The following is a 20,120-nucleotide window of genomic DNA, read 5'->3' on the forward strand; positions in this document are numbered from 1 at the left end:
ATGGCAAAATATATAGTAAATATCATCTTAGTAACAGCTTGTCTTTTCACCTATACTTCCTGTATAAGAAAAATGAATCTATACGATGAGAATAGAAATACAGGACAAGACAATAACGAAAAAGATACAGATTCTACTCCCGTCTATATGTATCCTTTCGACAAAGAAACAGCAAACGTTACAGCAGAAATCATTATCCACACAAAAAAAGAAATACAGACCAAAGATATTAATGTCGAAATCCCTCATTTAAAATACAATAAGACATGGATGTTGATGCTAACACAAGACGACTGCATGCAGGCTGCTTTTTGCCGTACGTGGGCTGCAATAAACGGTAAACCGATCTCAAGTTCAATACCTTATCCTACTCCAACTCCCACTGATCAGAATATGAAACATCAATTATATTTTGACATCAAACATTTGCAAAAAGGGGATCTTCCCCCTACTATTATTTCCGCCAACCAATCTTTGGGATGTACAGACGGAGCAGGAAATGAAGTTCGGTTTGCTATTACTACCACTCTTGCCCCTGAAGAAAAATGGATGGATGCTGAAACAAACGTACTGCCGGGGTTTACTGCAAACTATTATCGTTTTTATATGAAATCCGGACTTATATGGGATAACATACGAGAGATGTTGAACTATGGAACAGGCATTGCCCTCCATGATGTAATGACAAAGGATGCTAATGATCCAATACAAATATTGGAACATTTTGATATTGCCCAAAACATTATTGTAGAGAAACTCACAGGAAGGGGATGCAAATTTCTTGCTGAACCCAATGGAAATAAGACATACGTAACTGCTGCTCTTCAATGTCCGGAAATTCAAACGATGACCGCACAAGCAGGAGCAATTACCCTATATCCGTATCAGGTGTCTGAAACTTTACAAAAATCTCTGATAGAACGGGAGTTTAACGATTCACCAGCATATTTTAAACAACAGATTACTGACCTGCTAAAATTACCCAAAGAAGAACGTAAAGCAATCTGCATAGGTGTTCATGGTACGGACAACAATTGGATCGACTTTTTATTATGGTTAAATAGTAATTATGGTAAAGATGGGGATGATTCGTTATGGTTTCCAAGCCAGGAAGAATATTATGAATATAACTATTATCGTTTAAACAGCCATATTAGTATAGCACAAATAGACGCAAGTTCTTTCAAATTAACAGTAAATTTACCGAGAGAAAAGTTCTTCTACTATCCTTCTACCACTATCAATTTGCCGGGAATTAGCATGTATGACATTGTTTCTATCGAAGGAAATGATGCATTGACCGGACTATCTTATGCTGACTACAAAGACGGTATCATGCTCAATATCGACTGTCGGAAATACCTGTTTGAACACGCCGAGAATTTCGTAAAACGATACGAGGCCAATCCTTCCGATGCTTCCAACAAAGCAGATGCCCTCTACTTTGTAAACATGCTGAAAGAATCGGCTAAAAAAGAGGCACTGAAAAAACGACTTCAATAAGTAAATCAACAAACATCTATTAAACGAGAATACAGCTATGAACGAAACTCTCACCCTCGAAATCCTCTTCTGGTTCGCCCTGTTCATGGTGTTCTACACCTATCTGGGCTACGGTATCGTCCTCTACGCCCTCGTCAAGCTGAAAGAGCTTTTCGTGAAACCCGTGAAACGGGTGCTGCCACCGGACAGTGACCTGCCGGAAGTAACCCTCTTCATCACCGCCTTCAACGAAGAAGACGTGGTGGACGAAAAGATGGAGAACAGCCTCGCCCTGGACTACCCTGCGGACAAACTCCGCATCGTCTGGGTGACGGACGGAAGCGATGACGGCACCAACGACCGTCTCCAAACCCGCTGGAACGGAAAAGTAACCGTCTACTTCCAGCCGAAACGGCAGGGAAAGACAGCCGCCATGACACGAGGAATGACACTCGTCCGGACCCCGCTTGTCGTCTTTACGGACGCCAACACGATGGTCAACAGCGAGGCAATCCGTGAAATCGTACTGGCTTTTCAAAACCCGAAAGTGGGCTGCGTGGCAGGAGAAAAACGTATAGCCGTACAGACGAAGGACGGAGCAGCCGCCGGAGGCGAAGGCATCTACTGGAAATACGAATCGACACTGAAAGCGCTCGACTCCCGTCTCTACTCAGCTGTAGGCGCTGCCGGAGAACTGTTTGCCGTCCGCCGCGAACTCTTCGAACCGATGGAACCGGATACGCTGCTCGACGACTTCATCCTCTCTCTCCGCATCGCCATGAAAGGATACACCATCGCCTACTGCACCAACGCCTACGCCATCGAAAGCGGATCGGCAAATATGGGTGAAGAGGAAAAACGGAAAGTGCGCATCGCTGCCGGAGGATTACAGTCGATCTGGCGTCTGCGCCCGTTGCTGAATCCTTTCCGTTACGGAATCCTTAGTTTTCAGTACACGTCGCACCGGGTATTGCGCTGGTCTGTCACTCCATTCCTGCTGTTTGTGCTGTTGCCGCTGAATATAGTCGTTTTACTGCTGGGCGGATCTCCCCTGTTTTATGGCACCCTGCTGGGGTTACAGATTCTTTTCTACGGAATGGGATACTGGGGATATTACCTCTCTACCAGACAAATAAAGAATAAAGTACTGTTTATTCCCTATTATTTCTTATTCATGAACGTGAATGTGCTCAAAGGAATCGGCTACCTGAAAAGAAAAAAAGGAAGCGGAGCGTGGGAAAAAGCAAAACGCGCGGAAAAATAAGAACAGAGAAACAAATCTTTTATTATCTTTGCATGAAACAGAATCTTATAAATCTAATCGGACAAGCATGAACAGAACATTACATGAGGCGGATAATGCGCAGAGGATACTGAAACTGACTGCCGACACCATGCTATTAGTCGATAGAAATGGCATTTGCATTGATATTGATATTCATAGCAATTTATGGTTTTTGCAAGAAGAGAGGCTCTTAGGAAAAAATATATTCGAATTAATGCCCGAACATACCCGGGAGAAGGTCTACAGCACCTTCGAAACCGTACTCCGGGAACAGCGCAGCATCAGCAAAAACTACAAGCTGGAACTGAAAAATGATACCTATTACTTCAAGTGTATCATGTATCCTTACGATGACAACGTGCTCTGCCAATATCGGGACATCACCCAGCGAAGCAACGTGAAACGCCAGCTGGAGCAGGTCAACAGGAACTTACGGGAGATACAGAAAGTGGCCCAGATCGGACAGTGGATGTACAACACATACGACAATGTATTCTATTATATGGGCTACACCGGAGTGTTGTGCGAAGAGTCCTCCCGAAGTATCTCTCTTGACAACTACCAGCAGCTTATTGTCAAAGAAGACCGCCTGAACTTCACCAACTGGTGCCGCAAAAACGAGGAAGGTCCCAACGAGGAGAGCATCAGCTACCGCGTCCGCGTTGCCGGAGAGATCTACTACATGCGTCTGCAGGCCTATCTGCGCGAAGAGCTGCCGAACGGTAGCTGCAACATCGAAGGGTACATCCAGAACATCACCTACATACAGCGTCACAGAAACGATATCAACACGCTGACACATGCCATCAACAACGCAAAGGAGAGTATCTTCGCCGCCAAAGAGGATGGCACGCTGATCTTCGCCAACCGCCAGTTCCTCCAGAATCATGGCATTCCAGAAAGTGAGGAGATCGGCAAACTGAAAATCTACGAAATAGCCGGGGACATGAAAACGGAGAATGACTGGCAGGAACGCTGCAAAGATATTCTTCACGGAGGAAGCAGAAGTTTCATCGCCCATCACCCCTCGAGGATAAGCAAAAACATACTGGCTTACGAAGGGATCATGTACAATGTCACCAACGACTCCGGAGAGGAAAGTTACTGGTCGTTCTCACACGACATCTCCGAACGGCTGCACTATGAAGCGCAAATCAAACGGCTCAACCTGATCATGGATACCACCATCGACAATCTTCCCGCCGGAATTGTCGTCAAGGAGGTCAACAATGATTTCAGATATATCTACCGCAACCGGGAATCGTACAACCGGGACCTGTGCGTCGGCGAAGCTATCGGCAAGAATGACTTCGACTACTATCCGCCCGAAGTGGCAGAAAAGAAAAGGGAGGAAGATGTACTGGTTGCCACTACCGGACAAGGACTCCACTGGACGATGGAAGGAAAAGACAAAAACGGAAACCAGCTCATTCTGGACAAACGGAAGATACGGGTGGACGGGGACGAACTATCCTCTCCTATCATTGTCAGCATCGAATGGGACATCACGGAACTGGAAAAGATCAAACGGGAACTTCAGACATCCAAGGAGAAAGCCGAAATGTCCGACAAACTGAAATCTGCTTTCCTCGCCAATATGAGTCATGAGATACGTACTCCGCTGAATGCCATCGTCGGCTTCTCGCATCTGATCGCCGAAAGTGAAAATACGGAAGAACGGCATACATTCTACGAGATTGTCGAGGCCAACAACGAACGTTTGCTGCAACTGATCAACGAGATTCTCGATCTTTCGAAAATCGAATCGGGCATTATTGAGTTCACCAGCGCACCGGTAAATATCCACAGCCTGTGTAAGGAAGTGTACGATGCCCACGTCTTCCGTACTCCACAAGGGGTGAAGCTAATCTACGAACCATCCGAAAATGGTCTGGTGATAGAGACTGACAAGAACCGGGTGTTCCAGGTGTTCTCGAACCTGATAGGCAACGCGTTCAAATTCACAAAGGCGGGCAGCATCAGCTACGGATACAAGCTGGTGAACAAGCAGGTTGTTTTCCACGTGACTGACACCGGTACGGGCATCGAACCGGAGAAAATAGAACGTGTGTTCGAACGCTTTGCCAAACTGAACAACTACGCGCAGGGCACAGGACTGGGACTGTCTATCTGTAAAACAATCGTTGAACGGTTGGGTGGCGAAATCTCTGTTTCTTCGGTGGTAGGCAAAGGGACGACTTTCACTTTCACGCTGCCTTACGAATCGAATCAAGCATCCGGAGATAGGGAAGAACAGGAAGGGAATGCGACGAATGCAAACGGAAATCCGAGTGATACGGCAGCCATGGGAACGTTCGCTGAAACGTCTGTCCAGGATGCTTCCGGCAGCGTGTCCGGAAATACAGAGGAAGGCTGTTCCGAAGGTAGTTCTGCTGATGCCTCTCCCAGCCAGCAAACGATTCTGATAGCAGAAGATGAGGACAGCAACTTTGATTTGCTGAAGGCCATTCTTGGAAGGAAGTACAGGCTGATACGTGCCCGGGATGGTATGGAAGCCGTCATGTCATACGACGAAGCGAAGCCGGACCTTATCCTGATGGACATCAAAATGCCCAATCTCGATGGTCTGGAGGCCACAAAGATTATTCGTGAGCTCTCTACCACTGTGCCCATCATCGCACAAAGTGCTTATGCCTACCAGCAGGATCAGATAGCTGCTATGGACGTCGGCTGCAATGACTTCATTGCCAAACCGATCTCGCAAGCGAAGCTCAAGGATATGATTAATAAATGGTTACCGTAAAATGAAAGCCTTCTATAGATTACTCTACTATCTGTCTATCCTGCTGACAAGTATTTTGGCTGGTTTCACATTAGCCGGAGCCTTTGCCGGAGATGCTTCACCGGACAGCTTTACGCTAATGCCTTTTATCGGATTGATTTTGCCGGTACTTTTGCTGGCTAATGTCGTCTCTGCGATCTATTGGACGGTCCGCTGGCGATGCTGGGTTTTCATTCCTTTCATCGCCATATTGGGAAACTGGGGATACCTGACTCGTGTTCTCCAGTCTCCGCTTTTTGACTCAGCTTCCCAACCGAATACTGGATCTTTGTCTCTGAAGAAAAACGAAAGAGGCACCGAATCAGCACTGACTATTGCCACCTATAACGTTAACAGCTTTAATCACGAACACACAGGTTTCTCATGCAAGGGAATCGCTGCTTACATGAAGGAGCTCGGTGTAGATATCTTCTGTCTTCAAGAGTTTGGGATCAATCATGAATTTGGTATTGACAGTCTTCGCACCATTCTTTCCGAATGGCCGTATTACTATGTACCTTCTTCTCCTGCCGGGGAGAATCTTTTACAACTGGCTGTGTTCAGCCGTTATCCTATCAAGGAGAAGCAGCTCGTCACCTACCCAAATTCCAACAACTGCAGCCTGTGGTGTGATATCGACATTAACGGCCAAACGATCCGTCTGTTCAACAATCATCTGCAGACTACGGAAGTCAGCCGCAACAAGCGCAAACTGGAAAAAGAACTTCGTGCGGACGATACCGACCGTGCGGAACGTGCCGCTCTCACCCTTGCCGATGGTCTGCACGAGAACTTCAAGAAACGTGCCGCACAAGCTGAACATATCAATCAATTGATTTCCGCTTCTCCCTATCCCACCCTGGTATGTGGTGACTTCAACTCTCTCCCTTCTTCATATGTATATCAAACGGTAAAAGGAGAAAAACTGAATGATGGTTTTCAGACCTGCGGACATGGGTATATGTACACTTTCCGATATTTCAAGCATCTGCTGAGAATCGACTATATCCTCCATTCGTCTGAGTTTCAAGGGGTGGATTACTTCTCTCCGGATTTGGAGTATAGTGATCATAATCCGGTGGTGATGAGGATGAGGTTATAAGCTTTACGCTGTATATCACTATATAGTAAGGCAACAAAAAAGCCGGTTAACTCATTATGAATTAACCGGCTCCCATTAAAATAAAATCCTTCTTTTTAACTTTAAAACTTGTATTAGAAAGTAACTTTTACTCCTAATTGCATAGACCATGCACTACCAATGGTATTGGTATATTGCCATGATGATCTTTCTTTAAAAGCTTCACGTGAATTAGCATTTATCTGGTAAGTCAAGGGTTCACCAACTTTGCTGGCAGTTTTTAATAACTGTACATTGTCATAACTCTTGAGACCACAAGATTGATATGCTCCCCATTTTGAATTAATCATATTTCCTACATTCAGCATATCAAGGCTAACCTGTATTCCATATTTACGCCCACCTAAAGTTGCATAAAAATCCTGAGCAATTTTAAAATCAAAGCGATTAATCCAAGGTGTTAAAGATCCATTACGTTCCACATATTTTCCCTTACGATCTTTAAGATAAGAATCATTGTTCACAAAATCCCAAAAATCTTTAGCTTGATCTACAGCAGAATAAGTAATAGCACCACTTTTATCTGTAATATCAACAAAGGTCATTTCATCCTGAGAGTTAGGCACGTATATTAAATCCGAATAATTGCCATCACCATTCATATCATTATAATATGTATAGGAATAACGTCCTGTATGATATCCTGAATAAAATAACGAGAACGTTGTCTTTAAGCATTTAGCATAATTAATTTCATAAGAAGCATTAGCAATAATACGATGAGGCGTAGAAAATAAAGAATAAGATACTCCAGGATCATTCAATGAATTTACTGCCACATTATTTTGCCATGCTGAATTAGGTGCTGACCCAGGATTTGCAGTCAGATCTTTAGCCATTGTATAAGTATAGCCGATAGACCCTGTAAAACCAAAATCGTATTTCTTTGTCAAAATAGCATTAAAAGAATATTGATATCCTTTATCTTCTCCATTAGAAAGTTTTACTACTACATTCTTACCATTAGTATAATCATTATACTCGTATTTTTTTGAAGCCCAATAAATACGATCCGGTTGTTCATTATACACACCCGTAGGCTCAGCCTCATTCATATTGATCTGCGCAACATTATAAATATCTCTTGTATACATTGCTCCAACAGATAACATAAAATCATACGGCAGTTGAATATCCACATTCAAATTACTACGCCAAACTTGCGGCATCTTAAACTTAGGATCTACATATGCTATAACATCAGGTGCTTGCTCTGAAGGTGTAGAAGGAAATAAACTGGGATATTTCTGCAGAGTTTCTCTATAATTAGGATTAAAACCAAAGTCAGCAGGTAAAGAGCCCGGATTTTTTTGTGTATTATACTCTACCATATTTTGGTATAAGCCCGAATTACTTGGTTGATTAGTGAACCATACAAAAGGTAACAATCCAGTAAAGATTCCTGTACCTCCTGATACAATTACGGAGCGATCACCTTTTACATCCCAATTAAAACCGACTCTTGGCGAAAACAAGACTTGTGTCTTCGGCCACTTAGAAATATCGACATGAGTATTATTTACAAAAGCTAATTCCTCTATTGACTTGTTAGAATCCAATGAATTCATATATATTGGCATATCCAGACGTAAGCCATATGTCAAACGAAAATTAGGAGTAAGAGACCATACGTCTTGGGCATATACACCAGCCATTCCGAATGTCAACTCAGAACCTGGAGCATCATTACCATTATACCCATATGTAATACCATAAATGGTAGGTACTTTTCCCTGCATAAAATCATCCATTGAATCATAACGATAATATCCGTAAGGGCCTCTCAAATAAGAATTTTTAAAATATTGGCGTTCAAAAGAAACGCCAGCAAGCAATTCATGTCTTCCTAATGATATACTCACATTATCAACAAGACTAAATACATTATTGATAACCTGATTATTAGGAGTAAACACTTCTGTACCTAAAGTTATATATTGCTTTCCGTCCTTATATATATCGACAAAAGGAAAATCAGAGCCTTTCTGCTCGCGTGTATCACTAATATGAGTATATGTGGCTAACAGTTTATTCTGAACATTATTCGAGAAACGACTATTTAACTCACCTGTTATCGATGTTACTACGTTTTTCATCTTATAGTTTGAATTACCAAAAGAAAAGGCATCCAAACCATAACGATTAGAATTAGTACTAGTTATAATAGTGGACTTAGCGCTTACTTCTCTGTCATCTTCTGAGGAAACAGAATTAAAACGCACTGTCAACTTATGGTTCTGATGTATATTCCAATCAATACGGGCCATTAACTTCCAATTATCACTTTGGAAATTATTGAAGTTCTCATACTGTCCGGGGTCATAATCATATTTAGTTTTAACAAAGTCACTGATAGTACGCATATCACCCACCCAAGTACGTGAGATACGTTTTCCGCTATCCCCTGTTCCATTTTGATCTTGGTTAGGAAGCCAAGTTACCCCCGGAGTTTCCTTATTTTCAATTTCAGCATTCAAGAAGAAGAAAAGCTTATTCTTAATGATTGGACCTCCAAAAGTTACACCATATGAATGAGAGTTGTATTCTTTTGCTTTAAGAATATCCTCACCGTCAATAGAGCTCCCTGCAAATCCTCTTGGTTTATGATAGGTATATGCAGTACCCGAAAATGAGTTTGTTCCACTTTTTGTTACAGCATTAATAGAAGCACCTGTGAAGTTGGAATATTTAACATCGTAAGGAGAGACATTTACAGTAATCTCATCGATTGCATCTAAAGATATGGGTTGAGAATCTCCTCCAGGTAAATTATTAGAACTTAATCCGAAACTATTATTAAACGAAGCACCATCAATCGTTATATTGTTATAACGTCCATCACGCCCCGCAAAAGAACTGCTTCCACCGGCATAAGGAGAGAGCTTTGTGAAATCTGTTATACTTCTGTTAATAGTAGGTAAAGTGTTCATCTGACGTTCACTTACATTAGTAACGGTACCTATTTTTTCAATAGTTTTTGGTGCTGTTACTACTACTTCATCCAACAACTCTGAACTTTCTTTCAAAGAAACATTCAATACGTAGTTTTCTCCTAATGACAACTGGATGCCCTTGTAAATGGCTGACTGATAGCCAACATAGGTGATTTCGACTTTGTAAGGGCCGCCCGTACGCATACCTTGCAGATTGAATTGCCCACTGACATTGGTCACTGTACCATAGCGGGTACCGGAGGGCTCGTGAATAGCAACGATCGTTGCTCCAATAATAGGTTCATCTTGTGCTGTTACTTTACCACTCATACTTGCTGTGGTAACCTGCGCACTCATCGTAGCAGTAATCAGTAACATTACGACCACTAAAAAAGACCGCATTCTCTTCAACATAATGTAATTTATTAGTTAATACTAATTGTTTGTTTCATTGAAACTGTGCACAAAGATAATTAATATTATTTAGACTTAGATGACAATTATGCTACATTCTTTTAAGAGAGATAAACATTTTATTGCTTTCGAAAACAATAAAGGCCCTGCAATGCTTGCAGAGCCTTTCATTTTCGTATATTAAGCGAGATTTAACTTGTAATCTGTCAGCAAATACTAGTCAGTCATTAAGTTTCTGTAACGAACACGCTTCGGCTCTTCATTGCCCAGACGTTTCAGTTTATTCTCTTCATACTCTGAATAAGAACCCTCAAAGTAGAATACATTTGAATCTCCTTCGAAAGCTAAAATATGCGTACAGATACGGTCGAGGAACCAACGGTCGTGAGAGATGACTACCGCACAACCGGCAAAGTCTTCCAAACCTTCCTCCAAAGCACGAAGGGTGTTCACGTCAATGTCATTGGTCGGCTCATCGAGCAATAACACGTTACCTTCTTCTTTCAGAGCGATTGCCAAGTGCAGGCGGTTTCTTTCACCACCGGAAAGAACACCACAAAGTTTTTCCTGATCGGCACCGGCAAAGTTGAAACGGGACAGGTACGCACGTGCATTGATATCACGTCCGCCCATACGGATCAAATCGTTACCACCGGAGATTACCTGATAGACGCTCTTGTTCGGGTCAATGTCTTTATGTTGCTGGTCTACATAGGATACCTTTACGGTCTCTCCTACTTCAAACTCGCCTTTATCCACCGTTTCCAATCCCATAATCAGACGGAAAAGGGTTGTTTTTCCCGCACCGTTAGGACCGATAACGCCAACAATACCATTAGGAGGAAGCATAAAGTTCAGATCGTCAAACAGCAGTTTGTCACCGTATGCCTTCGCTACGTGTTTGGCCTCGATCACCTTATTACCCAGACGGGGACCGTTCGGAATAAAGATTTCCAGTTTCTCTTCTTTTTCCTTCAAGTCTTCGTTCAGCAACTTGTCGTATGAATTAAGACGGGCTTTTCCTTTAGCCTGACGAGCTTTCGGAGCCATGCGCACCCATTCCAACTCACGTTCCAATGTTTTGCGGCGCTTGCTGGCAGTCTTTTCTTCCATCTCCATCCGCTTGGTCTTCTGTTCCAGCCACGACGAATAGTTTCCTTTCCATGGAATACCTTCACCACGGTCAAGTTCGAGAATCCATCCGGCAACGTGATCCAGGAAGTAACGGTCGTGGGTTACAGCGATTACTGTACCTTCGTATTGCTGGAGATGCTGTTCCAGCCAGTCGATAGATTCAGCATCCAAATGGTTGGTAGGCTCATCAAGCAACAGTATGTCCGGTTTCTGCAATAGCAAACGGCAAAGGGCAACACGACGGCGTTCACCTCCGGAAAGATTTTCCACCGGCTGATCTTCGGGCGGACAACGGAGTGCATCCATAGCACGTTCCAGTTTGCTGTCCAGATTCCACGCATCGGTTGCATCGATAATATCCTGCAGCTCTCCCTGACGGGCGAAAAGAATATCCATCTTGTCCTGATCTTCATAATATTCAGGCAAACCGAATTTCTGATTGATTTCTTCGTATTCTGCCAGTGCGTCAACAATTGGTTGCACACCTTCCATTACTACTTCTTTTACGGTCTTTGTGTTGTCCAGATAAGGTTCCTGTGCCAGATAGCCCACAGAATATCCCGGAGAGAAGACTACTTCCCCCTGATAGGATTTCTCCAAACCTGCGATAATCTTCAATAAGGTAGATTTACCGGAACCATTCAGACCAATAATACCAATCTTCGCTCCATAGAAGAACGACAGGTAAATGTCTTTCAGTACATTTTTATTTGGTTGGAAAGCTTTGCTCACTCCCACCATTGAGAAGATGATTTTTTTATCGTCAGCCATATATTAATGATTGTATATTGTTGATAATGGCACAAAGATAAGAAAAATGTTTGAAATGCTTTGGAGTTCTAAAAAAATGTTCTACCTTTGCACCCGCAATTCGAAAGAAAGCACAAAGGATTGATTCGCTAGCTCAGCAGGTAGAGCACAACACTTTTAATGTTGGGGTCCTGGGTTCGAGCCCCAGGCGGATCACTAAGGAGAAAAGAAAATACTCCGACAATCTAAGACAAAGCTCTTTAAACCAATGGTTTAAGGAGCTTTTTTCTTATCCCCTTGCGACAGAAAAAAGACCTCAAAAAGCCACCCTGTGAAAAAGAATCGTTACTAATTCGTTACGGTTTTCCGTTACGATAAAAACCGTAACGAATTTATAGGTAAGTCGCTCATTTGTCGAATATTGGCAGTCGAAAGTCAGAGCCGTTACGGAACGAACAAATTAACTTTGCAACAAGAAAGGAGTTACGGTATGAAATCGACATTCAAGACACTCTTCTATTTGAAGAAGAACGAACCGAAGAAAAACGGTCATGTAGTAATTATGGTGCGCATCACGGTGGACGGTGATCAGGTGCAATTCAGCAGCAAGCTGGATATCCACCCCGACAACTGGGACACGAAGAACAGCAAGGCCATCATCAACAAGCAGAGTGCGGATAAGAAAGAAAATCTCAGGGTATCCTCACTCAACAAGACATTGGACGAGATACGTTCGGCCATCACCATGCACTACACACGCATGATGAACGTGGACGGCTATGCCCTGCCGGAGAAAATCAGGAACGCATTCCTTGGGTTGGAGGAAAAGGAGAAGACGCTCATCAGCTATTTCACCCAACACAACGAGCAGTACGCAAAGAAAGTGGGCAAGACGGCTACCCAAAAGACTTACAGCCGCTATGAACTCACCAAACAGCGGATGATAGAGTTCTTGCAGAAAGAATATCGGCTATCGGATATTCCGGTGAAAGAAATCACCGTCACCCACATTGAGAACTTCTACCTTTACTTGCGTCAGGAATGTGAGGTCAGCAACAACACCGCCATGAAGTTCGTGCAACGCTTCCATACCATTTTGCTGTTCGCCCAGAAAAGCGGATTGAGTTTTATAGATCCCTTCGGTAATTTCAGATTCAACTTTGACAAGACGGACAGGGGCTATCTCACTCAGGAAGAGATTGACACGATCTATTATAAGGAGTTCCAATCAAAACGGCTGGAGCATGTACGGGATGCCTTTATCTTCAGCTGTTACACGGGTTTGCCCTATTGCGACATATACACCCTGACTGCCGATGACATTAAAATCGGCGTGGACGGAAAAAAGTGGATCATGAAAGACAGAGGTAAAACCGGCGTGGAATCATTCATCCCTTTACTGCAAATACCGTTGGATATTCTCGCCAAGTACGAGGGCAAGTTGAAAGACGGAAGATTGCTTCCGGTAATCAGCAACCAGAAGATGAACGAATATTTGGCAGAGATTGCAGCTATTTGTCAGATAAACAAGCGGATCACCTATCACCTTGCGCGTCATTCGTTTGCGACGGAGATCTGCCTGACCAAAGGCGTTCCCATTGAGAGCGTATCCAAGATGCTCGGCCACACCAACATTCAGACCACACAAATTTACGCCCGTGTCGTGGATAGAAAGTTGAGCCATGACATGAATATGTTGGATCGGAAACTAAAAAGTATGCAAAAAGGTACGGCGCAAAACGCTGTATGAATAAACAAATCATTATATTGTCACACCATTTAAAAACAACGCTTTATGGAAAATAGAGGATACATCACCATCACCGGTTTGGAAAACAAGGACGAACAACCCATCGTCAGTGTAAAAATAGAGAACGGCAACGTATGGATGACCAAGCACGAGCTTGCCCGTCTGTTCGGAGTGTTCGTGCAGACAATAGACGCCAATGTGCGCTCCATCTTCAAATCCCGCCTGCTTTACGACGGCGATGTGACCATAACTGAGAAGCAGGACAAAAGCATCGTTACCTATTATAATCTGGAAGCGATCATATTTCTCAGCTTCCGCATCAACACCTATTGCACGAAGCTGTTCCGTGAGTGGGTACTCAACTCCCTGTGCGAGTACAAACGCCTGCAAGAGAAAAAACCCGAAGTCCTTGTCGTTTTCAATCCCGGCAGCAATCAGACGACCATTTCTTATAACTAATATATTTAGAAGAATATAAATAAATAGCGAGCGTTGCCCGGTTTTCGGACAACGCTCGTCTGCTTAAAGCTGTAGTTTGGCAAGCTCATGGTTGATGAACTGCAATTCGTCCGGAGACAGGTGAATGTCCATGGATTGGGCATTGGCGATGGCTTGCTTGGCGTCTCTTGCTCCGGCCAGCACGATGGTGATGCCCGGTTGCAACGTAGTCCAGCGCAGAACTAATTGCGAGAGGCTGGCTCCTTTGTCCTCTGCCATCGGGGTGAGGGTCTCGAGGAATGCCTGCACTTTAGGTAAATCGAACTGCCGGAAGTAGCCGTTGCGATGGTCATTCTCCTTGAGGTGGCTGCCTTGGAAGTATTTGCCGGTCAGCAGACCTCTCTCCATAGGGCTGTAGGCAATGATTCCCAAATGGTGTTGCAGGGCAAAGGGCACCAGCTCTTGTTCGATGCCACGGTTCAGCATACTGTAACTTACTTGGTTGCTTGCCACATTCAAGTACTTTCCGGCTTCTGCCGTCTGCTCCACGCTGTAGTTGCTGACGCCTGTCGCCCGTATCTTGCCTTGCCCAATCAGTACGTCCAAGGCTTCCATGGTCTCTTGGATAGGCGTCGTGCTGTCAGGCCAGTGTATCTGCAACAGGTCGATATAGTCCGTCCCCAAGCGGCGGAGGCTCGCTTCCACCTCCTTGATGATGCTTTCTTTGGCAGCATACTTATAGATGGGGACAGAAGTTCCGTTCCGCTCCGCATCGAAGAAGAACTCGCCTTTTCCTCCGTTGCTGCCGTCCCACACCAAGCCGAACTTGGTGAGCAGCTGTATTTTACTCCTGTCACGTCCCTTGATGGCTTTGCCTATCATCTCCTCGCTCAGCCCGAAGCCGTAGAAAGGAGCGGTGTCCAAGGTCGTTACCCCGTGTTCGATGGAGGCTTGCACGGCATGGATGGAGTCTTTCTCCTCATTGCCTCCCCACATGTTTCCTCCAATGGCAAAGGCGCCGTAGGTGATGGCCGACAGCTGCAAGTCTGAAGTGCCTAATGTTCTATATTCCATAATGTTCAATTGTTTTTAGATGATTACTCGATTGATGTGTGCGACATACGCCTTGTGGTACTCGGCTATGCGCTCGGGCGTAGCGTTCTTCTCCAAATCGTGAAAGTGGAAGCCCTCTATCCGGGTCATGCCCACGAACTGGTTCATCTTGTGGAAGCCGAAGAGTACGCCCTCGTCCACCGTGTGGCGGTCGAAGAACTCGCCTTCCAGCGTGAATGCCGTCTGCGGGGCGTTCCAAGAGGTGGTCACCATGTAGCGTTTGCCCTGCATCAGTCCCCCGGTGCCGTAGTTCACGTCCGGGTTCTTGCGGCTTCGACCGTCATTGCGGTAAATGCCGTTATCGTGTCCGGCGGTAAACACCTCGTCGATGTATCGCTTCATCCCGTTGGGCAACTGGAACCACCAGATCGGGGTGTGGTAGATGATGACGTCCGCCCATTTGAAGTTCTCCACTTCCGCCAGCGGGTCGAAGGCATCGTTGATGTTGGTCACCCGATAGGCAAAGCCTTTCTCTTTCATCACTTCGACCGTCCATCCGGTCAAGGTATTGTTGAACATCCCTCCCGAATGGGCAAAGGTCTGTCCGCCGTTGATTATAAATACGTTCATACGTTTATTCTTTTAGATTGTCGGTGCAAAGATAATGCGTATCTTTGCCACATAAAAATAGTTTAACTAATAGGAGTGTATCATAAAACTGATAGTTATGAAATGGAATCTGGAATGGTTGCGCACCTTCAAAGCCATATACGAGACCGGTACTTTAACAGCCGCCGCACAAGAATTGTTCATCTCCCAGCCGGGCGTCAGCCTGCACCTCAACTCCTTGGAGGCCTACACAGGATATAAACTCTTCGAGCGGACGGCCAAGAAGATGACGCCCACCGAAAAGGGCAAGATACTCTATAATTTCGTTGTCGCCCCGCTGGAGAAACTCGAAAGGGGCGAGAAGCATTTCCACAAACGTTCGCAGCAGGAGCGGAACACCATCAGCGTAGGCATGTGCTTCGAGACCTTTCAGTACACCTTGGAGAAGTATATCCCCACCCTGCCCTTCAACCTGATTATCAAGTTTGGCGAATATCCACAGATGCTGCAAGACCTTGACAACGGACTGCTGGACCTCATCATCACCCCGCACAAAGGCACGCAGCAGAACATCGAGTACAAGGACTTTGCCAAAGAACGCATCGTGCTGGTCACGGGGGCACATACGGATACTACGCAACTGGGGCTTCACTTGGAGAATAACCGGATGAAAGAGGCCGTCCACCTCCTCAAGCAAGGACTGTGGTACAGCACCTCCGCCGACATGGGGCATCTGCTGAACTTCTGGAAAAAGCACTTCAAGGAACACCCGGACTTCAGCCCCAACTACATCGTGCCCAACATCAGCTCCATCATCCGCTGCCTGAGCGAGGGAGACGGTTTCTCGGTCGTGCCCGACTTCCTGTGCAAAGAGGCCGTCTGCACTGGTAAGATAAAGGTGGTATGGGAGGGCAACATGCCACTGGAGAACACGCTCTATTTCGGCACAAGGAAAAAGACGATTTACCAGCAAGAAGTGGAGGTGCTGGAAAAGCTGTTAACCAAAGAATGGGGGAGTAAATAAAATAATGTTATGATAGAAAAACTCACTATATCCGTATCCTTCAGCGAAGTAGAAGAAGCCCATGTCGGAAACTATTTTCGCCTTTCCGAAATGTCCGGCAAGTTTCTGATTATCCAGAAGCCCGATAACACCTTCCATTTCCTTTGCACCAATGATTGTGACATCGTGAGCATCTGCCAATCCTTTGATTGGTATATTGTATCAAAAGACGCTTTTAATGACCGCCTGATAATTGGCATTGGTTTATCGGACAAAGAAAGTATCAATGGGGAACTCTATCGTGTGCAGGATGAAACCACGCTCACCCTTTGGCGTGATATACTCCGCTTTACTTTCGAGAGCGACTTCGTGCGCCAGTTCTTCCCGTACAATACCCATTTCAAAGGTAAGATGCGTATCGACGGAGCCTTGTGTTTCTATATCCACGATTATTACCCGACCAGATGCAAGGACATATCAGTATCCGATAGGAAAACGAGCAATTTGGTGTTTCGATTTAAGGAAGGTAGACAAGCAGCCCTTGTTGCCAAGATATTCTCGCTCTGCATCGCCCGGATGCCATTCTTTAAAGAAAAAGCCGCCAATGCCGTGCTGATCCCCATACCTGCGGCAACCCGTGAACGGAACATCGCCCGCTTCGCCCGTTTTTGCAGCCTTCTTTCACGCCGGCTGAAAATCGTGGACGGTTTTCGTGCCACATGGATAAAAGAAGACCGTGAGCAGATGAAAGGAACTCATGGACAAGACAAGTTGTCCAACTTGATCTTTCACCCCGATTATTTTAAAGGGCGGGATGTATTCTTAATAGATGACATTATCTCTTCCGGTGAGAATTTTACGCAAATGAAACGTAAGCTGATGCAACTTGGTGCAAAATCCGTTACCGGTTTATTTTTAGGTAAAACAATAAAGTCTGAGAATTAAAAGCAATATGGCAATCAAGAAATCCCAGATAGAAAAATGGATAGTAGCCCAAAAGAAACACCGGCTATCGGACACACATGTGCAGATGTCTCGTGAACTTGGACTCAACCCCGATAAACTCGGCAAGATTGACAACCACAAGCAAGAGGTGTGGAAAGCCCCCTTGCCGGAATTTATAGAAGAGAGCTTCTATAAACGTTTCAAAAAAGAACGTCCTGATGTAGTCAAGACCCTAAAGCAAATCCTTAAAGAACAGGAAATAAAGGCTAAAGCAAAAAAGAAGGACAAAGAAATGCGACGTAAAGAACGTGAACAGAAACAGGCTGATAACGAAACGGATGAAGTTCTGCCATCCAATCCACAACCCCGAACAGTGGAATAAAAGCCATATTATTATTGGCAAAAAAATTATTCCCATTCCTTCGGAACCGGAACAATCTACACAAAACCGCAGAAAAGTGTTGTACAAGCAAGCGTGATGAATCACTCATTGGCCAGTACAACACCTTTCTTTTTCCCGGTTTCAAAATAGAAAAGTTTTATTTTGTGTCTATCCGTTTTTTACTTTCAGACTTCCTCAAAGGCAATATCCATTGCATTGTAATGATCGCCGTCATTCACGCTCAACGCAGCAACAAGGCTGTTCAATGTCCTAACTGCGTCCAAACGCTTTTCCGTATCACTTTCATCCAAATTACTCAAGACATCTATCGCACAGGTCAAATGTCCTTTCATTTCTTGCAATGTAGATAAACTCTGAATAGGTAACAGATAGAAAAGTCCATCTTCTGAAGACCGGACTATTCCTTTCAAGGAAGTCGATTGTAGATCCATAATCATAAGGTTATTATATAAATTGACGTAACACTGCCAGTTACAAGTCCAAAGCATCGCCAAACGCTCAATACAGAGTAAACCGACAGGTTACGTCAAAGTATAACCTACCCGGTTCATTTACCCTCTGTATTTTTGAAATTGGCGATTTCTGGACTACGGTAAACGAACAACATTACACGATGCTACTTGCATCGCAAACACAAAGGTAGAAATTTTTCCGCATTAACATCGCTTTCTGTATAAAGGATTTATAGCATAACAGGTTTAAGTAATGTTTAGGATTAACTTCCTATGGGGTATTTCTCTCACTGTTTTCAATAGCCATCACTCCACATTTAAAGCAAAGAAGCGAATTAAGCTAACTTATTCAAGTGCAAAGGTACTTCGGGTTCTTAACGAAAAAACAAGGTCAAGCCGTTCCGGTTTTGAAAAAAATCTTCCCTGCGCCATAAATGGCACGAGGTATTTTTTCCAAAAACCTTGTTTTTCCTGAACCCTACCTTTTGATGCACATGAAATAAGTCAGCTCAACTCGTCAATGCATAAAAAAAATGTCGTGATTATGAAAACAGCAAGAGAAATACATAACGGAAATAAGAACAGACTCAATCTGCCTCTGCATAAATGGCTTGGCTGGTCAGTTCGGCTCATCCTTTCTGGCTTCTGTTGGAGTATGTACGGAGGTCGTCTTTTAGCGTGGTTTATCGGTTTGTGGCTTGCAAAAGAGCTGATGACAGGCGTGTTCCGTTTTGTATGGGGTTGCCTGATTGCCATGCTTTCCTTTGCTATCATAGTCGGGATTATCATTTGGTTATTAATGTTTTAACACATATAGTTATGACAATGGATATTACAATATCAGTAGCGTTCACCGGACATCGTCCGGAACGTATCCACCAAGTCGGTATGCTACATCTTTATCTGGATATAGTTTCGCAAGTAAGAAGGTTGTATGATTTGGGCTACCGATACTTTCTAAGCGGAATGGCAGAAGGCTTTGATCTGCTTGCAGCCCAAGCTGTAGCCGACCTCAAAGCAGAATATACGGACATTCGACTCATTGCCGTTGTACCGTTCCGCCATCAGTCAAACAGATACCGGCCGGAGAATAAATCTTTATACGATCGGATAATGAAAACTGCCGACAAAGCGGTTATTCTCCGGGAAGATTACCGCAAAGGCTGCTTCCACCACAGGAACGACTACCTGATTGACAACTCCGAGATTATGTTAGCCTATTGGGACAAGCAACCCTATGGCGGTACTTCTTATACCATAGGAAAAGCACAAATGATAAACAGAATCATTATAAACCTTTATAAATAAAGCCTTATGAAACGATACAGCAAGACAGTCGCACAGCAGTGCAGATATTACGAGGTAAGCAACATTTTTGAGTACATGGTGGAAACTTACCTGAATGGCAACATCACCACTTTTGGAGAGCTTTACCGAGAGTTGTGCAAAGAAGCGAGAAAAGATTTTGTCGACTTCCTTCTCAGTGAGGTGGAGCCGATATACTGGAGAGAAATTTTGAAAATGACTGTCTAATGAATAAATCTGA

17 protein-coding genes and 1 tRNA gene are annotated in these 20,120 nt (G+C 44.2%); 13 read left to right on the top strand and 5 right to left on the bottom strand.

All coding sequences use genetic code 11. The features are described 5' to 3' along the window. From HMPREF2794_RS21000 to HMPREF2794_RS21015, 4 genes are all read left to right on the top strand, one after another. Positions 1-1,503: a hypothetical protein gene (locus HMPREF2794_RS21000; protein ID WP_070752606.1), complete on the top strand. Its 1,503-nt coding sequence runs from the start codon at positions 1-3 to the stop codon at positions 1,501-1,503. 37 nt (positions 1,504-1,540) lie between these two features. Further along, the gene (locus tag HMPREF2794_RS21005) at positions 1,541-2,746 is read left to right on the top strand and encodes a glycosyltransferase family 2 protein (RefSeq protein WP_070752591.1); all 1,206 of its coding nucleotides are present in this window, start codon (positions 1,541-1,543) and stop codon (positions 2,744-2,746) included. A gap of 67 nt (positions 2,747-2,813) precedes the next feature. Next, positions 2,814-5,531: a hybrid sensor histidine kinase/response regulator gene (locus HMPREF2794_RS21010; protein ID WP_070752609.1), complete on the top strand. Its 2,718-nt coding sequence runs from the start codon at positions 2,814-2,816 to the stop codon at positions 5,529-5,531. A gap of 1 nt (position 5,532) precedes the next feature. Next, positions 5,533-6,651: an endonuclease/exonuclease/phosphatase family protein gene (locus HMPREF2794_RS21015; RefSeq protein ID WP_070752594.1), complete on the top strand. Its 1,119-nt coding sequence runs from the start codon at positions 5,533-5,535 to the stop codon at positions 6,649-6,651. Between the two features lie 113 nt (positions 6,652-6,764). Here the strand turns inward: HMPREF2794_RS21015 and HMPREF2794_RS21020 are convergent, their stop codons facing one another. Next, positions 6,765-10,037, bottom strand: coding sequence for a TonB-dependent receptor (locus HMPREF2794_RS21020; RefSeq protein ID WP_070752597.1), 3,273 nt, complete (start codon positions 10,035-10,037; stop codon positions 6,765-6,767). A gap of 216 nt (positions 10,038-10,253) precedes the next feature. Then, positions 10,254-11,942 carry an energy-dependent translational throttle protein EttA gene (gene ettA / locus HMPREF2794_RS21025; RefSeq protein WP_010537804.1) on the bottom strand — a complete coding sequence of 563 codons (1,689 nt, stop codon included), beginning with the start codon at positions 11,940-11,942 and terminating at the stop codon, positions 10,254-10,256. A 122-nt stretch (positions 11,943-12,064) separates the two neighbouring features. Here ettA and HMPREF2794_RS21030 point away from each other — a divergent pair. The 3 genes from HMPREF2794_RS21030 to HMPREF2794_RS21040 all read left to right on the top strand — a co-directional run bounded on the left by HMPREF2794_RS21030 (position 12,065) and on the right by HMPREF2794_RS21040 (position 14,130). Continuing rightward, positions 12,065-12,137: transfer RNA gene (locus HMPREF2794_RS21030), tRNA-Lys, on the top strand. 274 nt (positions 12,138-12,411) lie between these two features. Next, positions 12,412-13,671, top strand: coding sequence for a site-specific integrase (locus HMPREF2794_RS21035; protein WP_036614213.1), 1,260 nt, complete (start codon positions 12,412-12,414; stop codon positions 13,669-13,671). Between the two features lie 45 nt (positions 13,672-13,716). Beyond that, on the top strand, positions 13,717-14,130 hold the full coding sequence (locus HMPREF2794_RS21040) for a virulence RhuM family protein (RefSeq protein WP_036614210.1): 414 nt from the start codon (positions 13,717-13,719) through the stop codon (positions 14,128-14,130). A gap of 63 nt (positions 14,131-14,193) precedes the next feature. Here the strand turns inward: HMPREF2794_RS21040 and HMPREF2794_RS21045 are convergent, their stop codons facing one another. Then, positions 14,194-15,183 carry an aldo/keto reductase gene (locus HMPREF2794_RS21045; protein ID WP_036614207.1) on the bottom strand — a complete coding sequence of 330 codons (990 nt, stop codon included), beginning with the start codon at positions 15,181-15,183 and terminating at the stop codon, positions 14,194-14,196. 15 nt (positions 15,184-15,198) lie between these two features. Next, entirely contained in the window at positions 15,199-15,792 is a 594-nt protein-coding gene (locus tag HMPREF2794_RS21050) for an NAD(P)H-dependent oxidoreductase (RefSeq protein WP_036614205.1), read from the bottom strand. Positions 15,793-15,889: 97 nt separating this feature from the next. Here HMPREF2794_RS21050 and HMPREF2794_RS21055 point away from each other — a divergent pair, with 97 nt between their 5' ends. From HMPREF2794_RS21055 to HMPREF2794_RS21065, 3 genes are read left to right on the top strand one after another with little or no spacing between them, the layout of a single operon-like run. Continuing rightward, positions 15,890-16,795 carry a LysR family transcriptional regulator gene (locus HMPREF2794_RS21055; protein WP_036614203.1) on the top strand — a complete coding sequence of 302 codons (906 nt, stop codon included), beginning with the start codon at positions 15,890-15,892 and terminating at the stop codon, positions 16,793-16,795. A 9-nt stretch (positions 16,796-16,804) separates the two neighbouring features. Beyond that, positions 16,805-17,719 carry a ribonucleotide-diphosphate reductase subunit beta gene (locus tag HMPREF2794_RS21060; RefSeq protein ID WP_036614200.1) on the top strand — a complete coding sequence of 305 codons (915 nt, stop codon included), beginning with the start codon at positions 16,805-16,807 and terminating at the stop codon, positions 17,717-17,719. Positions 17,720-17,726: 7 nt separating this feature from the next. After that, positions 17,727-18,101: a hypothetical protein gene (locus tag HMPREF2794_RS21065; protein ID WP_036614197.1), complete on the top strand. Its 375-nt coding sequence runs from the start codon at positions 17,727-17,729 to the stop codon at positions 18,099-18,101. Positions 18,102-18,286: 185 nt separating this feature from the next. On the opposite strand, the gene HMPREF2794_RS21070 is transcribed toward HMPREF2794_RS21065, so the two are convergent. After that, entirely contained in the window at positions 18,287-18,553 is a 267-nt protein-coding gene (locus HMPREF2794_RS21070; protein WP_036614385.1) for a hypothetical protein, read from the bottom strand. Positions 18,554-19,118: 565 nt separating this feature from the next. On the opposite strand from HMPREF2794_RS21070, the gene HMPREF2794_RS21075 reads away from it, so the two are divergent. Genes HMPREF2794_RS21075 through HMPREF2794_RS21085 form a run of 3 tightly spaced genes read left to right on the top strand, consistent with a single transcriptional unit; the run spans position 19,119 to position 20,107 of the window. Beyond that, complete coding sequence (locus HMPREF2794_RS21075; protein ID WP_036614382.1) at positions 19,119-19,382, top strand: hypothetical protein; 264 nt, start codon at positions 19,119-19,121, stop codon at positions 19,380-19,382. Positions 19,383-19,393: 11 nt separating this feature from the next. After that, positions 19,394-19,882, top strand: a complete 489-nt coding sequence (locus tag HMPREF2794_RS21080) for an SLOG family protein (RefSeq protein ID WP_036614194.1) — start codon at positions 19,394-19,396, stop codon at positions 19,880-19,882. A gap of 6 nt (positions 19,883-19,888) precedes the next feature. Continuing rightward, complete coding sequence (locus tag HMPREF2794_RS21085; RefSeq protein WP_024986833.1) at positions 19,889-20,107, top strand: hypothetical protein; 219 nt, start codon at positions 19,889-19,891, stop codon at positions 20,105-20,107. The last annotated feature ends 13 nt before the right edge of the window (positions 20,108-20,120 follow it).

It is taken from the genome of Bacteroides sp. HMSC067B03 (assembly GCF_001811315.1).
Taxonomy (GTDB): Bacteria; Bacteroidota; Bacteroidia; order Bacteroidales; family Bacteroidaceae; genus Bacteroides; species Bacteroides faecis.

Bases quoted from the DNA above. Each gene is read 5' to 3' on its own strand.
- HMPREF2794_RS21000 (WP_070752606.1), top strand. From the start codon at position 1: ATGGCAAAATATATAGTAAATATCATCTTAGTAACAGCTTGTCTTTTC.
- HMPREF2794_RS21005 (WP_070752591.1), top strand. From the start codon at position 1,541: ATGAACGAAACTCTCACCCTCGAAATCCTCTTCTGGTTCGCCCTGTTC.
- HMPREF2794_RS21010 (WP_070752609.1), top strand. From the start codon at position 2,814: ATGAACAGAACATTACATGAGGCGGATAATGCGCAGAGGATACTGAAA.
- HMPREF2794_RS21015 (WP_070752594.1), top strand. From the start codon at position 5,533: ATGAAAGCCTTCTATAGATTACTCTACTATCTGTCTATCCTGCTGACA.
- HMPREF2794_RS21020 (WP_070752597.1), bottom strand. From the start codon at position 10,037: ATGTTGAAGAGAATGCGGTCTTTTTTAGTGGTCGTAATGTTACTGATT.
- ettA (WP_010537804.1), bottom strand. From the start codon at position 11,942: ATGGCTGACGATAAAAAAATCATCTTCTCAATGGTGGGAGTGAGCAAA.
- HMPREF2794_RS21035 (WP_036614213.1), top strand. From the start codon at position 12,412: ATGAAATCGACATTCAAGACACTCTTCTATTTGAAGAAGAACGAACCG.
- HMPREF2794_RS21040 (WP_036614210.1), top strand. From the start codon at position 13,717: ATGGAAAATAGAGGATACATCACCATCACCGGTTTGGAAAACAAGGAC.
- HMPREF2794_RS21045 (WP_036614207.1), bottom strand. From the start codon at position 15,183: ATGGAATATAGAACATTAGGCACTTCAGACTTGCAGCTGTCGGCCATC.
- HMPREF2794_RS21050 (WP_036614205.1), bottom strand. From the start codon at position 15,792: ATGAACGTATTTATAATCAACGGCGGACAGACCTTTGCCCATTCGGGA.
- HMPREF2794_RS21055 (WP_036614203.1), top strand. From the start codon at position 15,890: ATGAAATGGAATCTGGAATGGTTGCGCACCTTCAAAGCCATATACGAG.
- HMPREF2794_RS21060 (WP_036614200.1), top strand. From the start codon at position 16,805: ATGATAGAAAAACTCACTATATCCGTATCCTTCAGCGAAGTAGAAGAA.
- HMPREF2794_RS21065 (WP_036614197.1), top strand. From the start codon at position 17,727: ATGGCAATCAAGAAATCCCAGATAGAAAAATGGATAGTAGCCCAAAAG.
- HMPREF2794_RS21070 (WP_036614385.1), bottom strand. From the start codon at position 18,553: ATGGATCTACAATCGACTTCCTTGAAAGGAATAGTCCGGTCTTCAGAA.
- HMPREF2794_RS21075 (WP_036614382.1), top strand. From the start codon at position 19,119: ATGAAAACAGCAAGAGAAATACATAACGGAAATAAGAACAGACTCAAT.
- HMPREF2794_RS21080 (WP_036614194.1), top strand. From the start codon at position 19,394: ATGACAATGGATATTACAATATCAGTAGCGTTCACCGGACATCGTCCG.
- HMPREF2794_RS21085 (WP_024986833.1), top strand. From the start codon at position 19,889: ATGAAACGATACAGCAAGACAGTCGCACAGCAGTGCAGATATTACGAG.